This is a genomic window from Escherichia sp. TC-EC600-tetX4 (assembly GCF_019356055.1).
Classification (GTDB): Bacteria; Pseudomonadota; Gammaproteobacteria; order Enterobacterales; family Enterobacteriaceae.
Window position 1 is genome coordinate 2,615,147 of the sequence record NZ_CP079924.1, and the last position, 15,885, is coordinate 2,631,031.

Genomic DNA, 15,885 nt, shown 5'->3' on the forward strand with positions numbered 1-15,885 from the left:
CATAGACGATAGCGGACGGTAACGCTAGCATTAAGGGTTATAACTGCAACGTATCTCAAGGACTTGTCATCACTATGCCCCTGCCCGATTTTCGTCTTATCCGCCTGCTACCGCTGGCTGCTCTTGTGCTCACTGCCTGTTCCGTTACCACGCCCAAAGGTCCTGGCAAAAGCCCGGATTCGCCACAATGGCGTCAGCATCAGCAAGACGTGCGCAATCTTAATCAGTATCAGACTCGCGGCGCGTTCGCTTATATTTCTGACCAACAAAAAGTGTACGCCCGCTTTTTCTGGCAGCAAACCGGCCAGGATCGCTACCGTCTGCTGCTCACTAACCCATTGGGCAGCACGGAACTGGAGCTGAATGCTCAACCGGGTAACGTGCAGTTAGTCGACAATAAAGGTCAGCGTTATACCGCCGATGACGCCGAAGAGATGATTGGCAAATTGACCGGAATGCCAATTCCGCTCAACAGCTTGCGCCAGTGGATTTTAGGTTTACCGGGTGATGCAACCGACTACAAACTGGACGACCAGTACCGCCTGAGCGAAATTACCTACAGCCAGAATGGCAAAAACTGGAAGGTTGTTTATGGTGGTTATGACACCAAAACGCAACCTGCGATGCCAGCCAATATGGAACTCACCGACGGTGGTCAACGCATCAAGTTAAAAATGGATAACTGGATAGTGAAATAATGCGGACACAGTGGCCCTCTCCGGCAAAACTTAATCTGTTTTTATACATTACCGGTCAGCGTGCGGATGGTTACCACACGCTGCAAACGCTGTTTCAGTTTCTTGATTACGGCGACACCATCAGCATTGAGCTTCGTGACGATGGGGATATTCGTCTGTTAACGCCCGTTGAAGGCGTGGAACATGAAGATAACCTGATCGTTCGCGCAGCGCGATTGTTGATGAAAACTGCGGCAGACAGCGGGCGTCTTCCGACGGGAAGCGGTGCGAATATCAGCATTGACAAGCGTTTGCCGATGGGCGGCGGTCTCGGCGGTGGTTCATCCAATGCCGCGACGGTCCTGGTGGCATTAAATCATCTCTGGCAATGCGGGCTAAGCATGGATGAGCTGGCGGAAATGGGGCTGACGCTGGGCGCAGATGTTCCTGTCTTTGTTCGGGGGCATGCCGCGTTTGCCGAAGGCGTTGGTGAAATACTAACGCCGGTGGATCCGCCAGAGAAGTGGTATCTGGTGGCGCACCCTGGTGTAAGTATTCCGACTCCGGTGATTTTTAAAGATCCTGAACTCCCGCGCAATACGCCAAAAAGGTCAATAGAAACGTTGCTAAAATGTGAATTCAGCAATGATTGCGAGGTTATCGCAAGAAAACGTTTTCGCGAGGTTGATGCGGTGCTTTCCTGGCTGTTAGAATACGCCCCGTCGCGCCTGACTGGGACAGGGGCCTGTGTCTTTGCTGAATTTGATACAGAGTCTGAAGCCCGCCAGGTGCTAGAGCAAGCCCCGGAATGGCTCAATGGCTTTGTGGCGAAAGGCGCTAATCTTTCCCCATTGCACAGAGCCATGCTTTAAGCCGGGCAAGCTGAGTTTCGGTGACAACGTCACCTTGTTCCAGACGTTGCATCGCGCTCTTTAATACACCGCCTGGAAAGGATCATGCCTGGCCCGCACAGTTTTCGGCAGATTCTTTCCACCAATGGACGCATGCCTGAGGTTCTTCTCGTGCCTGATATGAAGCTTTTTGCTGGTAACGCCACCCCGGAACTAGCACAACGTATTGCCAACCGCCTGTACACTTCACTCGGCGACGCCGCTGTAGGTCGCTTTAGCGATGGCGAAGTCAGCGTACAAATTAATGAAAATGTACGCGGTGGTGATATTTTCATCATCCAGTCCACTTGTGCCCCTACTAACGACAACCTGATGGAATTAGTCGTTATGGTTGATGCCCTGCGTCGTGCTTCCGCAGGTCGTATCACCGCTGTTATCCCCTACTTTGGCTATGCGCGCCAGGACCGTCGCGTCCGTTCCGCTCGTGTACCAATCACTGCGAAAGTGGTTGCAGACTTCCTCTCCAGCGTCGGTGTTGACCGTGTGCTGACAGTGGATCTGCACGCTGAACAGATTCAGGGTTTCTTCGACGTTCCGGTTGATAACGTATTTGGTAGCCCGATCCTGCTGGAAGACATGCTGCAGCTGAATCTGGATAACCCAATTGTGGTTTCTCCGGACATCGGCGGCGTTGTGCGTGCCCGCGCTATCGCTAAGCTGCTGAACGATACCGATATGGCAATCATCGACAAACGTCGTCCGCGTGCGAACGTTTCACAGGTGATGCATATCATCGGTGACGTTGCAGGTCGTGACTGCGTACTGGTCGATGATATGATCGACACTGGCGGTACGCTGTGTAAAGCTGCTGAAGCTCTGAAAGAACGTGGTGCTAAACGTGTATTTGCGTACGCGACTCACCCGATCTTCTCTGGCAACGCGGCGAACAACCTGCGTAACTCTGTAATTGATGAAGTCGTTGTCTGCGATACCATTCCGCTGAGCGATGAAATCAAATCACTGCCGAACGTGCGTACTCTGACCCTGTCAGGTATGCTGGCCGAAGCGATTCGTCGTATCAGCAACGAAGAATCGATCTCTGCCATGTTCGAACACTAATCGAACCCGGCTCAAAGACCCGCTGCGGCGGGTTTTTTTGTCTGTAATATCCATTTGTATGACCTATGCCTCCTTCACCTGCCATTTAGTTGACAGATGATGCGCTCACGGATGAAACATTATTGTGAACAAAATATTTTCCTCACATGTGATGCCTTTCCGCGCTCTGATCGACGCTTGCTGGAAAGAAAAATATACTGCCGCACGGTTTACCCGTGACCTGATTGCCGGGATAACCGTCGGGATTATTGCTATCCCGCTGGCGATGGCGTTGGCTATTGGTAGTGGTGTGGCACCCCAGTACGGTTTATATACCGCAGCTGTTGCGGGGATTGTCATTGCTCTGACGGGTGGGTCACGCTTTAGCGTTTCCGGTCCGACTGCGGCATTTGTGGTAATTCTCTATCCCGTGTCGCAACAGTTTGGACTGGCAGGACTGCTGGTTGCGACCTTGCTGTCGGGGATCTTTTTGATTCTGATGGGTCTGGCACGCTTTGGTCGCCTGATTGAGTATATTCCGGTTTCCGTCACCTTAGGTTTCACCTCGGGTATCGGGATCACCATCGGTACCATGCAGATTAAAGATTTTCTCGGTCTGCAAATGGCCCATGTCCCGGAACATTATCTACAAAAAGTCGGCGCATTATTTATGGCGCTGCCGACCATTAATGTGGGTGATGCTGCCATTGGCATTGTGACGCTAGGTATTCTTGTTTTTTGGCCGCGTCTGGGCATTCGTTTACCCGGTCACCTTCCGGCCTTGCTGGCTGGTTGCGCGGTGATGGGGATTGTTAACCTGCTCGGCGGACATGTTGCTACCATCGGTTCGCAATTCCACTACGTCCTGGCCGATGGTTCTCAGGGTAACGGTATTCCGCAACTGCTGCCGCAACTGGTGCTGCCGTGGGATCTGCCTAATTCAGAATTCACGCTAACCTGGGATTCTATTCGCACACTGCTGCCTGCGGCATTCTCAATGGCAATGCTCGGCGCAATCGAATCTCTGCTCTGCGCCGTGGTGCTGGATGGTATGACCGGGACGAAACACAAGGCGAACAGCGAACTGGTTGGACAGGGACTGGGGAATATTATCGCTCCGTTCTTTGGTGGTATTACCGCTACAGCTGCCATCGCGCGTTCTGCCGCTAACGTCCGTGCCGGGGCAACGTCCCCTATCTCGGCGGTGATCCACTCTATTCTGGTTATTCTTGCCCTGCTGGTACTGGCACCGCTGCTCTCCTGGCTGCCGCTTTCCGCCATGGCAGCCCTGCTGTTGATGGTGGCGTGGAACATGAGTGAAGCGCACAAAGTGGTCGACTTGCTGCGTCATGCGCCGAAAGATGACATCATCGTCATGCTGCTGTGCATGTCGCTGACCGTGTTGTTTGATATGGTTATTGCCATCAGCGTGGGGATCGTGCTGGCATCGCTGCTGTTTATGCGTCGTATCGCACGTATGACTCGCCTGGCACCGGTAGTCGTAGATGTTCCAGACGATGTCCTGGTTCTGCGCGTTATTGGCCCGCTGTTTTTTGCTGCTGCTGAAGGCTTATTCACGGACCTGGAGTCACGTCTTGAAGGCAAACGGATTGTGATTCTGAAGTGGGATGCCGTTCCGGTACTTGATGCTGGTGGTCTTGATGCGTTCCAGCGTTTTGTGAAGCGTCTGCCCGAGGGATGTGAACTGCGCGTGTGCAACGTGGAATTCCAGCCACTGCGCACTATGGCTCGCGCTGGCATTCAACCGATCCCGGGACGCCTGGCGTTCTTCCCGAATCGTCGCGCGGCGATGGCGGATTTATAAGTACGAGATTGACCAGTCAGCGCAAACTGACTGGTCAGCAAACTGCATTATTTGTTAGCTATGACGGCGATTATCGCTACGGCGGCAACGTTTGTCATAGTGGCGAACCCACCAGTAACGGTCGCACACCTGTTCATGCCCGCCAACACGGGCACCCGCCAGCCAGAGAATGGCACCGACGAAAATACTTAGCACTGCACCATGTGCGAAATACTGGGGCATATTAAACTGTGGTAACTGGTTGAGGATTGAATACCCCACGCCGACCACCATTACCACCAGACCCAACCCCATGAGCACGTTACCGAGTAACGAAGCGTTTTTGCGTTTCATATGTCACCTCCGGAACTTTCTGGGTTGTAACAGGGAATACCCCTCTTCCTTATGTGTAAAGTATAGACAACACCCAGTGGGTTATGTGCGGGCGTGATCACAATTACAACCCTTATTTCAACAAAACTTTACAAATAAACGCCTGAACACCTTGACTTTCTAATAGTCCACTCAGGCAATTATTACGTTATCTGCATTTGATACGCAGTTTTTTGTCAAGCGGGGCCGCAACCAGTAAACTACGCGCCAGTTATGTACACACTCAGGACAAAAAAACGTGACGATTAAATTGATTGTCGGCCTGGCGAACCCCGGTGCTGAATACGCCGCAACGCGACATAATGCTGGTGCCTGGTTCGTTGACTTACTGGCAGAGCGTTTGCGCGCTCCGCTGCGCGAAGAGGCTAAATTCTTTGGTTATACTTCGCGAGTCACTCTTGGAGGCGAAGATGTCCGCCTGTTAGTCCCGACTACATTTATGAATCTCAGCGGCAAAGCCGTTGCGGCGATGGCCAGTTTTTTCCGCATTAATCCGGACGAAATTCTGGTGGCCCACGACGAACTGGATCTGCCTCCTGGCGTCGCCAAATTTAAATTGGGCGGTGGCCATGGTGGTCACAATGGACTGAAAGACATCATCAGTAAATTGGGTAATAACCCTAACTTTCACCGTTTACGCATCGGAATCGGTCATCCGGGCGATAAAAATAAAGTTGTCGGTTTTGTGTTAGGCAAACCGCCTGTTAGTGAACAGAAGTTAATTGATGAAGCCATTGACGAAGCGGCGCGTTGTACTGAAATGTGGTTTACAGATGGCTTGACCAAAGCAACGAACCGATTGCACGCCTTTAAAGCGCAATAAGTCGTTGTCTGCGGCATTTTTGCCGAGTGCCGTGTATAATAGGCAAAGTTATTTCCATTTCTGCAATCTGTTAGCAATAACAGGTTGATTATTAAGATATTAAGGTGATTTAAATCATGGGATTCAAATGCGGTATCGTCGGTTTGCCCAACGTCGGGAAATCTACCCTGTTCAACGCGCTGACCAAAGCCGGTATTGAAGCGGCCAACTTTCCATTCTGCACCATTGAGCCGAACACAGGCGTCGTACCAATGCCTGATCCTCGCCTGGATCAACTGGCTGAAATCGTAAAACCGCAGCGTACGCTTCCCACGACCATGGAATTTGTCGATATCGCCGGTCTGGTAAAAGGCGCATCGAAAGGCGAAGGTCTGGGTAACCAGTTCCTGACCAACATCCGTGAAACCGAAGCGATCGGTCACGTTGTTCGCTGCTTTGAAAATGACAACATCATTCACGTTTCCGGCAAAGTTAACCCGGCTGACGATATTGAAGTTATCAACACCGAACTGGCGCTGGCAGACCTCGACACCTGCGAACGTGCGATTCATCGCGTACAGAAGAAAGCCAAAGGTGGCGATAAAGACGCGAAAGCTGAGCTGGCGGTCCTGGAAAAATGCCTGCCCCAGTTGGAAAATGCAGGTATGCTGCGCGCGCTGGATTTAAGCGCTGAAGAGAAAGCGGCTATTCGTTACCTGAGCTTCCTGACGCTGAAACCAACAATGTACATCGCCAACGTCAACGAAGACGGTTTTGAAAACAACCCATATCTTGACCAGGTGCGTGAAATCGCGGCGAAAGAAGGTTCTGTTGTGGTTCCGGTTTGTGCTGCTGTTGAAGCAGACATTGCCGAACTGGACGACGAAGAACGTGACGAGTTTATGCAGGAGCTTGGGCTGGAAGAGCCGGGCCTGAACCGTGTGATCCGTGCCGGTTATAAACTGCTGAACCTGCAAACTTACTTCACCGCTGGGGTGAAAGAAGTGCGTGCATGGACCATTCCGGTTGGAGCAACCGCGCCGCAGGCAGCGGGCAAAATCCATACTGATTTTGAAAAAGGCTTTATCCGTGCACAAACCATCTCGTTTGAAGATTTCATCACTTACAAAGGTGAACAAGGCGCGAAAGAAGCAGGCAAAATGCGTGCAGAAGGTAAAGATTACATCGTGAAAGATGGCGATGTGATGAACTTCCTTTTCAACGTCTAATTAATTTATTGTCTCATGAGGTTTCGCTAAATCTCATGAAGAGCGCAAAAGTATATAAAATCCACGCAATTGCGTGGATTTTTCATTTCACCGAGTCCTAATCATTCTTGTAACATCCTACACTTTTGTGCTTATTGCCTATAGTGAACCACGAGAATAATTAAAGACATAAGTGTTCAGATGCCGGATATCTCATTAGCAGTGATATAACGTAAGTTTTTGTATCACTACACATCAGCCCCCTTCACAGCTGATCAAAATTGATCACGCTCCAATATGCTGGCAAGATGAAAATGATAACCAGTAGCACAATAACAACGATAGGCCAGAAAACCCATTGACCAAAAATGAATATCGATGTTTTTTGCTTTTTCTTATTAGTAATGCAAAAATGGCGCATATTGTTTTTGTTATGCAGATACATCAAGCGAAATTCCCATAACTAATTAGGATTATTACAAAAAATCTTCACCAAATTTTTTAACCGCTGTTTGTTGTAATATTTTTGCCATATTTATAGTAACGAATTGGAATAAGTAACGACAACTTAGGGAATAACTCGATATAAACTCACCTTTGTAAGGGGGATGTTAAATATATATTAATTCCTGTGTTCCTGATTTTGCCCGGTAATAGAGAATTATTCTCTGAGAAGCTCATCATGATTGCACCATACAAATATCATGATGATAAGAGGATATTATTCATTGATTTAAACAAAATGACAAAATCCATAGACCCATAGTCTGGGTACTATATAGGAGTGGTATGGGCATCAAACAACACAATGGGAATACCAAAGCAGATCGTCTCGCTGAATTAAAAATCCGTTCGCCCTCAATTCAACTGATAAAATTTGGCGCTATTGGTTTGAATGCAATTATCTTTTCCCCCCTGCTGATAGCTGCTGATACAGGAAGTCAATATGGCACCAATATTACTATTAATGATGGTGACAGAATTACAGGAGATACCGCCGATCCATCAGGAAACCTCTATGGTGTAATGACCCCAGCAGGAAACACGCCTGGCAATATCAACCTGGGTAATGATGTCACCGTCAATGTCAACGACGCCTCTGGATATGCAAAAGGAATCATTATTCAGGGCAAAAACAGCTCCCTGACAGCTAACCGACTCACAGTAGATGTTGTTGGTCAAACCTCTGCCATCGGCATTAACTTAATTGGTGACTATACCCATGCTGACTTAGGCACAGGCAGCACCATTAAGAGTAACGATGACGGCATCATTATTGGGCATAGCTCAACACTAACAGCCACTCAATTCACCATTGAAAACTCGAACGGTATAGGCCTAACCATCAATGACTATGGCACCAGTGTCGATCTTGGAAGCGGAAGTAAAATCACGACCGATGGAAGTACAGGTGTTTATATCGGTGGTCTCAACGGCAATAACGCCAATGGTGCTGCGCGTTTTACGGCTACAGACCTGACAATCGATGTTCAGGGCTACAGCGCCATGGGGATAAACGTACAGAAAAACTCTGTTGTCGATCTCGGAACAAACAGTACCATTAAAACCAATGGCGATAATGCTCACGGCCTCTGGAGCTTTGGCCAGGTTAGCGCGAATGCACTCACTGTTGATGTAACTGGAGCCGCGGCCAATGGCGTCGAAGTTCGTGGTGGTACAACCACTATCGGTGCAGATAGCCATATTTCTTCCGCGCAGGGCGGTGGCCTCGTCACCAGTGGTTCAGACGCGATAATCAATTTTACTGGCACGGCAGCGCAACGAAACAGCATCTTTTCCGGCGGTTCTTATGGTGCCTCGGCCCAGACGGCAACGGCTGTTGTCAACATGCAAAATACCGATATTACAGTTGATCGTAATGGCAGTCTGGCGCTGGGTTTGTGGGCTCTCAGCGGCGGTAGAATAACCGGAGACAGTTTGGCTATCACCGGCGCGGCAGGAGCCAGGGGAATTTATGCCATGACCAACAGCCAGATCGACCTCACGAGCGATCTGGTCATTGATATGAGTACACCCGACCAGATGGCCATCGCAACGCAACATGACGATGGTTATGCCGCCAGCCGCATCAACGCCTCGGGTCGTATGCTTATCAACGGTAGCGTTCTTTCCAAAGGTGGGCTAATCAATCTGGATATGCACCCTGGGTCGGTTTGGACAGGTTCCTCCCTCAGCGATAATGTCAATGGCGGAAAACTGGACGTTGCAATGAATAACAGCGTCTGGAACGTAACAAGTAATTCTAATCTCGACACGCTGGCGCTGAGCCATTCAACTGTCGATTTTGCCAGCCACGGGTCAACTGCCGGCACATTTGCCACATTAAACGTAGAGAACCTGAGCGGTAACAGTACCTTTATTATGCGTGCTGATGTTGTTGGCGAGGGTAATGGCGTTAATAATAAAGGGGATTTATTGAATATCAGCGGGAGTAGTGCTGGTAATCACGTATTGGCTATCCGCAACCAGGGCAGCGAGGCCACAACGGGAAATGAAGTTCTGACAGTGGTAAAAACCACTGACGGCGCGGCCTCGTTCAGCGCGTCTTCTCAGGTTGAGTTGGGGGGATATCTGTACGATGTGCGTAAAAATGGCACTAACTGGGAGCTTTACGCTTCCGGGACAGTTCCGGAACCGACTCCTAATCCTGAACCCACACCAGCTCCCGCTCAGCCTCCCATAGTCAACCCCGATCCTACGCCTGAACCCGCTCCCACGCCTAAACCCACCACGACCGCAGATGCTGGCGGCAATTATCTCAATGTCGGTTACTTATTGAACTATGTTGAAAACCGTACGCTGATGCAACGGATGGGTGACCTGCGAAATCAGAGTAAAGACGGTAATATCTGGTTGCGCAGTTATGGGGGAAGCCTGGACTCCTTTGCCAGTGGCAAACTGAGCGGCTTTGACATGGGTTACAGCGGTATCCAGTTTGGTGGGGATAAACGTCTCTCTGATGTAATGCCGTTGTATGTCGGTCTGTATATTGGCTCAACACATGCATCGCCGGACTATAGCGGAGGCGACGGTACCGCACGTTCAGACTACATGGGAATGTACGCCAGTTACATGGCACAAAACGGTTTTTACAGCGATCTCGTTATAAAAGCATCGCGCCAGAAAAATAGTTTCCACGTACTGGACAGTCAGAACAACGGCGTTAACGCCAACGGCACTGCGAATGGAATGAGCATCTCCCTGGAAGCCGGGCAGAGGTTCAACCTGTCCCCTACTGGTTATGGGTTCTATATAGAGCCGCAAACCCAGCTTACATACAGCCACCAGAATGAGATGACTATGAAGGCGAGTAATGGCCTCAATATACATCTGAATCACTACGAATCGCTGCTGGGGCGTGCCAGCATGATACTGGGGTATGACATCACCGCAGGCAACAGCCAGCTGAATGTCTATGTGAAGACTGGCGCTATCCGCGAGTTTTCAGGGGATACCGAATATCTGTTGAACAACTCCCGGGAGAAGTACAGTTTCAAAGGTAATGGCTGGAATAACGGCGTGGGAGTCAGTGCACAGTATAACAAACAGCACACATTCTATCTCGAAGCGGATTACACGCAGGGTAACCTCTTTGATCAGAAGCAAGTCAACGGAGGATATCGCTTCAGCTTTTAAGTGCGGGATAGACAAGCCCTTAAACGATGCTGAAAATTGTTAGCGTGCGCCGGAATGAAATACAGATCACTCTGATGTATCAGAAATCGTTTCTGTCTTTCATACCCGGCGCTTAAACTGCCCTGCATCAATGCCATGTTGCTTCATTTTCCGCCACAGCGTAGTGCGGCCGATCCCAAGTAAAGCCGACATTTCCTGAATGCGACCGCCTGTGACCTGGGCTGCGTTAATAATTGCCTCTTTTTCAACTTCCGCAAATGACAGACTGGTGGAAAGGCGGGTGGCGCTGACATCATCTGTCGCCTGCTCGGTAAACAGATGTTCCGGCAAATCACTGACGCGAATGCGCCCGTTATCACTACTCAGAGCAAGATTCTCGATGACGCTGTAAAGTTCAAAATCGTTGCCTGGCCATGCACAAGAAACCAGGCGAGCGAGGGCATCGTCATCAATTTTCAGCCGCGTAGAGAAGCGTTTTTCAAGACTGCGTAATTTGTTATTCACCAGCGCCGGAATGCTGCCACGCCGCATACGCAGAGGCGGGATGGTAATTTCAAATGCATGCAGCGCGTAATACAGCTGGCGACTAAAACGATTTTGTTCCACCAGCATTGCGAGGTCCGCGGTCGTTGTTGCAATCACTTTGACATCAATTGGTATTAAACGCCGCGCATCCAGTCGCGTGATAACCCCCTGCTTGATAACCTGAAGCAAAGCAGACTGTAACTCCACCGCCAGATATTCAATCTTTTCAAGAAACAGCGTGCCGCCGTGTGCCAGTTCCAGCCGACTCAGACGGCCATTTTCATTGTCCGTGCGATCGCCACCAATAAATTCTTCCGCCAGCGCAGCATCACCATATAACTCACAATTGACGGCGATATAAGGACCTGCAGCACGCTCGCTTTCATTATGAATTGCCTGACTTAGCAGTGCCTTGCCCACGCCCTCTTCTCCACAAAGCAGGACAGGAAAGCTACTGCGCGCCGCCTGGCGACCAAAATGAATCAAGCGGCGGGTTTGCGGATCGTCCTGTGGCATATGAGCGAAGGTATGGCTGACTTTTCCTAATTGACTGGTCATCAACTGCCGCATCTGTTCCACAGGATGGAGCAACAAAATAAAGCTGGTTCCCTGCGTTTCTATTATCGGTTTAAGGGTTATCACCGCATCAATAAACTGGTGCTGGCTTTCAAAGGTTGCTTCTACGTGTTTGAGCGGATGTGCCTGTTTTATTGCTTGTTGCAATACGGCGGGTAACGTTAAGAGTTCAGTGATTGCCCGTCCCTGACTTGCCGTCGCGTCAAGGCGCAAGACCCGCGCCGCCTGGGCATTAATAAATTGCAAATTACCCTGCTCGTCCCAGCTAATCACGCCATCATCCATACTTTCTAACAGGGCATTAAGTTGATTTAAATGACGGTTAGTTTCAGCGAGCAAACTGTCCGTCAGCAGTAAATTTCCGACCTCGCGGGCGATTGCCAACGTCAACGGCAAATCAGCTGCGGTAGTTTGCTCAACCGGACACGCCAGCGCTATTGTTCCCGTCAATCGGCCCTTGCTGTCAAACAACGGCGTTGCACAAAAGGCCCAGTTCCAGAGTACCTGTTTGAAATGTTGATCGGCCATCGTTTTCACGGCCTGACCAGAGATAGCCGCTAACGATAGCGCACAAGTACCAATAATTCCCTCGGCGCAATACGTGCCGTCATTGAATCCCAGTGCACTTAGCTGCTGCAAGGTTTGCGGATCGCCATTACGGCTGAGAATGCAGGCGGTTTCATCGAGGATAAACAGCGCACACTCTCGCGGTGCCATATATTCCCAGGCATCTTCCAGCGCAGCCTGCCCGAGCGTCAGCATCGCTTTCTTACGCCGATAAATAGAAGCAAATGTCACGCCCTGGGCCTGATGTGGTACGTTCCATGTCTCCCGTTTCATCAGCTTATTGCATCGCTCCCAGGAGGTTGCAATTAAGGGAGATATGCCCCGACCATCGTTGTTAAAAGCGCCACTCATATCCCGCATCCCTTATGACAAAAGGTGTTCCGGCTCGCAATTTTAAGTATTAATACACGTAAAAGTTTCAATATGGAACATTCATTAAAGCATATGTTTCACTATGAAACATAATTTGGGCTAATTTTCTTTTCCCTTGCCTGATGCACAATGGATTCATCGGCAGTCAGTGGTCGCCGTGTCGTTGAACATCATCCATGCCCTACCGTAATTGCTGGAGCAAAATAATGAAAAAATTGATCAATGATGTGCAAGACGTACTGGACGAACAACTGGCAGGACTGGCGAAAGCGCATCCATCGCTGACACTGCATCAGGATCCGGTGTATGTCACCCGAGCTGATGCCCCTGTTGCAGGAAAAGTCGCCCTGCTGTCGGGTGGCGGCAGCGGACACGAGCCGATGCACTGTGGTTATATCGGTCAGGGGATGCTTTCGGGGGCCTGTCCGGGCGAAATTTTCACCTCACCGACGCCCGATAAAATCTTTGAATGCGCCATGCAAGTTGATGGCGGCGAAGGTGTACTGTTGATTATCAAAAATTACACCGGCGATATTCTTAACTTTGAAACAGCGACCGAGTTACTGCACGATAGCGGCGTAAAAGTGACCACTGTGGTCATTGATGACGACGTTGCGGTAAAAGACAGTCTTTATACTGCCGGGCGACGCGGCGTTGCCAACACCGTATTAATTGAAAAACTCGTAGGCGCAGCGGCGGAGCGTGGCGACTCACTGGACGCCTGTGCGGAACTGGGGCGTAAGCTGAATAATCAAGGCCACTCAATAGGTATCGCTCTCGGTGCCTGTACCGTTCCTGCCGCGGGCAAACCTTCTTTTACCCTGGCGGATAATGAGATGGAGTTTGGCGTCGGCATTCATGGTGAGCCGGGTATTGACCGCCGCCCCTTCTCTTCCCTTGATCAAACCGTCGATGAAATGTTCGACACCCTGCTGGTAAATGGCTCATACCATCGCACTTTGCGTTTCTGGGATTATCAACAAGGCAGTTGGCAGGAAGAACAACAAACCAAACAACCGCTCCAGTCTGGCGATCGGGTGATTGCGCTGGTTAACAATCTTGGCGCAACTCCGCTTTCTGAGCTGTACGGCGTCTATAACCGCCTGACCACACGTTGCCAGCAAGCGGGATTGACTATCGAACGTAATTTAATTGGCGCGTACTGCACCTCACTGGATATGACCGGTTTCTCAATCACCTTACTGAAAGTTGATGACGAAACGCTGGCACTCTGGGACGCCCCGGTCCACACCCCGGCCCTTAACTGGGGTAAATAAGGAGAAAGCAATGTCACTGAGCAGAACTCAAATTGTTAACTGGCTCACTCGTTGTGGCGATATTTTCAGCACCGAGAGCGAGTATCTTACCGGACTGGATCGCGAAATTGGCGATGCTGACCACGGGCTAAATATGAACCGAGGCTTTAGCAAAGTGGTGGAAAAACTCCCTGCTATCGCAGATAAAGATATCGGTTTCATTCTCAAGAATACCGGTATGACGCTGCTTTCCAGCGTCGGTGGTGCCAGTGGTCCGCTGTTCGGTACCTTCTTTATCCGCGCCGCACAGGCGACCCAGGCACGGCAAAGCCTGACACTGGAAGAGCTTTATCAGATGTTCCGCGATGGCGCGGACGGCGTAATCAGTCGCGGGAAAGCCGAACCTGGCGATAAAACCATGTGTGATGTGTGGGTGCCGGTGGTGGAATCGTTACGTCAGTCCAGCGAGCAAAATCTCTCTGTTCCGGTGGCGCTCGAAGCTGCCAGTAGCATCGCCGAATCCGCTGCACAAAGTACGATTACGATGCAAGCCCGCAAAGGCCGCGCCAGTTATCTCGGTGAACGCAGTATTGGTCACCAGGATCCCGGCGCGACCTCGGTGATGTTTATGATGCAAATGTTGGCGTTAGCCGCAAAAGAGTAAGGAATTGGTGATGGTAAACCTGGTCATAGTTTCACATAGCAGCCGACTGGGAGAAGGTGTCGGTGAATTAGCCCGTCAGATGTTAATGAGTGATAGTTGTAAAATCGCCATTGCCGCGGGAATTGACGATCCACAAAATCCCATTGGTACCGATGCCGTCAAAGTGATGGAGGCCATCGAATCTGTTGCTGATGCCGACCATGTGCTGGTCATGATGGATATGGGTAGCGCATTATTGAGTGCTGAAACTGCGCTGGAATTGCTGGCTCCCGAGATCGCCGCAAAAGTACGTTTGTGTGCTGCGCCGTTGGTCGAAGGTACACTGGCAGCAACGGTCAGCGCGGCCTCGGGGGCGGATATCGACAAAGTTATCTTTGACGCCATGCATGCGCTGGAAGCCAAACGTGAACAACTGGGTTTACCGTCCTCCGACACTGAAATCTCTGACACATGTCCTGCGTACGATGAAGAAGCCCGTTCTCTGGCGGTGGTCATAAAAAACCGTAACGGCCTGCATGTACGTCCGGCCTCCCGGCTGGTTTATACCTTATCGACATTTAATGCCGATATGTTGCTGGAAAAAAACGGCAAATGCGTCACACCAGAGAGTATTAACCAGATTGCGTTACTACAAGTTCGCTATAACGATACGCTGCGCCTGATTGCGAAAGGGCCAGAAGCTGAAGAGGCACTGATCGCTTTCCGTCAGCTGGCTGAAGATAACTTTGGTGAAACGGAGGAAGTCGCTCCACCTACTCTGCGTCCCGTTCCGCCTGTTTCGGGTAAAGCCTTTTATTATCAACCAGTTTTATGTACGGTACAGGCAAAATCAACCCTGACCGTGGAAGAAGAACAAGATCGATTACGCCAGGCTATTGACTTCACGTTATTAGATCTGATGACGTTAACAGCGAAAGCAGAAGCCAGCGGGCTTGACGATATTGCCGCAATCTTTTCTGGTCACCATACACTGTTAGATGATCCGGAACTGCTGGCGGCGGCAAGCGAACTCCTTCAGCATGAACATTGCACGGCAGAATATGCCTGGCAGCAAGTTCTTAAAGAACTTAGCCAGCAATACCAGCAACTGGATGATGAATATCTACAAGCTCGCTATATTGATGTGGACGATCTTCTGCATCGCACCCTGGTCCACCTGACCCAAACGAAAGAAGAACTCCCGCAGTTTAACTCGCCAACTATTCTACTGGCGGAGAACATTTATCCTTCCACAGTACTGCAACTGGATCCGGCGGTTGTAAAAGGTATCTGCCTTAGCGCCGGAAGTCCGGTATCCCACAGCGCCCTAATCGCCCGTGAACTGGGGATTGGCTGGATTTGCCAGCAGGGTGAGAAACTGTATGCGATACAACCAGAAGAAACGCTAACGCTGGACGTTAAAACGCAACGTTTCAACCGTCAGGGTTAAGCCACT

Annotated in this window: 12 protein-coding genes; 10 read left to right on the top strand and 2 right to left on the bottom strand. The window is 50.3% G+C overall.

Translation table 11 applies throughout. The annotated features are described in order from the left end of the window. The first annotated feature begins 74 nt into the window (after positions 1–74). From lolB to dauA, 4 genes are all read left to right on the top strand, one after another. Positions 75–698, top strand: a complete 624-nt coding sequence (gene lolB, locus KXD89_RS12695; RefSeq protein WP_001130692.1) for a lipoprotein insertase outer membrane protein LolB — start codon at positions 75–77, stop codon at positions 696–698. Next, the gene (ispE, locus tag KXD89_RS12700; RefSeq protein WP_001260332.1) at positions 698–1,549 is read left to right on the top strand and encodes a 4-(cytidine 5'-diphospho)-2-C-methyl-D-erythritol kinase; all 852 of its coding nucleotides are present in this window, start codon (positions 698–700) and stop codon (positions 1,547–1,549) included. Before lolB ends, ispE begins: the two co-directional genes overlap by 1 nt. A gap of 150 nt (positions 1,550–1,699) precedes the next feature. Further along, entirely contained in the window at positions 1,700–2,647 is a 948-nt protein-coding gene (gene prs, locus KXD89_RS12705; protein WP_001298109.1) for a ribose-phosphate diphosphokinase, read from the top strand. A gap of 151 nt (positions 2,648–2,798) precedes the next feature. Continuing rightward, entirely contained in the window at positions 2,799–4,451 is a 1,653-nt protein-coding gene (dauA, locus tag KXD89_RS12710; RefSeq protein ID WP_001300632.1) for a C4-dicarboxylic acid transporter DauA, read from the top strand. A gap of 54 nt (positions 4,452–4,505) precedes the next feature. Here the strand turns inward: dauA and ychH are convergent, their stop codons facing one another. After that, positions 4,506–4,784, bottom strand: coding sequence for a stress-induced protein YchH (ychH, locus tag KXD89_RS12715; protein ID WP_000823885.1), 279 nt, complete (start codon positions 4,782–4,784; stop codon positions 4,506–4,508). A 277-nt stretch (positions 4,785–5,061) separates the two neighbouring features. Here ychH and pth point away from each other — a divergent pair, with 277 nt between their 5' ends. The 3 genes from pth to KXD89_RS12730 all read left to right on the top strand — a co-directional run bounded on the left by pth (position 5,062) and on the right by KXD89_RS12730 (position 10,490). Next, on the top strand, positions 5,062–5,646 hold the full coding sequence (gene pth, locus KXD89_RS12720) for an aminoacyl-tRNA hydrolase (protein WP_000152933.1): 585 nt from the start codon (positions 5,062–5,064) through the stop codon (positions 5,644–5,646). Positions 5,647–5,762: 116 nt separating this feature from the next. Then, positions 5,763–6,854, top strand: a complete 1,092-nt coding sequence (gene ychF, locus KXD89_RS12725; RefSeq protein ID WP_000505866.1) for a redox-regulated ATPase YchF — start codon at positions 5,763–5,765, stop codon at positions 6,852–6,854. Between the two features lie 768 nt (positions 6,855–7,622). Next, the gene (locus KXD89_RS12730) at positions 7,623–10,490 is read left to right on the top strand and encodes an autotransporter outer membrane beta-barrel domain-containing protein (RefSeq protein WP_001334788.1); all 2,868 of its coding nucleotides are present in this window, start codon (positions 7,623–7,625) and stop codon (positions 10,488–10,490) included. A 99-nt stretch (positions 10,491–10,589) separates the two neighbouring features. On the opposite strand, the gene dhaR is transcribed toward KXD89_RS12730, so the two are convergent. After that, on the bottom strand, positions 10,590–12,509 hold the full coding sequence (gene dhaR / locus KXD89_RS12735; RefSeq protein WP_001350505.1) for a dihydroxyacetone kinase operon transcriptional regulator DhaR: 1,920 nt from the start codon (positions 12,507–12,509) through the stop codon (positions 10,590–10,592). Between the two features lie 227 nt (positions 12,510–12,736). Between dhaR and dhaK the strand changes: the two genes are divergently transcribed. The 3 genes from dhaK to dhaM are packed head-to-tail and all read left to right on the top strand — an operon-like array spanning position 12,737 to position 15,879. After that, a complete protein-coding gene (gene dhaK / locus KXD89_RS12740; protein ID WP_000733715.1) occupies positions 12,737–13,807 on the top strand; it encodes a dihydroxyacetone kinase subunit DhaK in 1,071 nt (356 codons plus the stop codon). 10 nt (positions 13,808–13,817) lie between these two features. Then, the gene (dhaL, locus tag KXD89_RS12745) at positions 13,818–14,450 is read left to right on the top strand and encodes a dihydroxyacetone kinase subunit DhaL (RefSeq protein WP_000059411.1); all 633 of its coding nucleotides are present in this window, start codon (positions 13,818–13,820) and stop codon (positions 14,448–14,450) included. 10 nt (positions 14,451–14,460) lie between these two features. Then, positions 14,461–15,879, top strand: coding sequence for a dihydroxyacetone kinase phosphoryl donor subunit DhaM (gene dhaM / locus KXD89_RS12750; RefSeq protein WP_001301101.1), 1,419 nt, complete (start codon positions 14,461–14,463; stop codon positions 15,877–15,879). Positions 15,880–15,885 lie beyond the last annotated feature (6 nt).

Coding starts and splice junctions, on each gene's coding strand:
- dhaR (WP_001350505.1), bottom strand. CDS start 12,509: ATGAGTGGCGCTTTTAACAACGATGGTCGGGGCATATCTCCCTTAATT.
- ychH (WP_000823885.1), bottom strand. CDS start 4,784: ATGAAACGCAAAAACGCTTCGTTACTCGGTAACGTGCTCATGGGGTTG.
- dauA (WP_001300632.1), top strand. CDS start 2,799: ATGCCTTTCCGCGCTCTGATCGACGCTTGCTGGAAAGAAAAATATACT.
- ispE (WP_001260332.1), top strand. CDS start 698: ATGCGGACACAGTGGCCCTCTCCGGCAAAACTTAATCTGTTTTTATAC.
- lolB (WP_001130692.1), top strand. CDS start 75: ATGCCCCTGCCCGATTTTCGTCTTATCCGCCTGCTACCGCTGGCTGCT.
- dhaK (WP_000733715.1), top strand. CDS start 12,737: ATGAAAAAATTGATCAATGATGTGCAAGACGTACTGGACGAACAACTG.
- dhaM (WP_001301101.1), top strand. CDS start 14,461: ATGGTAAACCTGGTCATAGTTTCACATAGCAGCCGACTGGGAGAAGGT.
- ychF (WP_000505866.1), top strand. CDS start 5,763: ATGGGATTCAAATGCGGTATCGTCGGTTTGCCCAACGTCGGGAAATCT.
- dhaL (WP_000059411.1), top strand. CDS start 13,818: ATGTCACTGAGCAGAACTCAAATTGTTAACTGGCTCACTCGTTGTGGC.
- KXD89_RS12730 (WP_001334788.1), top strand. CDS start 7,623: ATGGGCATCAAACAACACAATGGGAATACCAAAGCAGATCGTCTCGCT.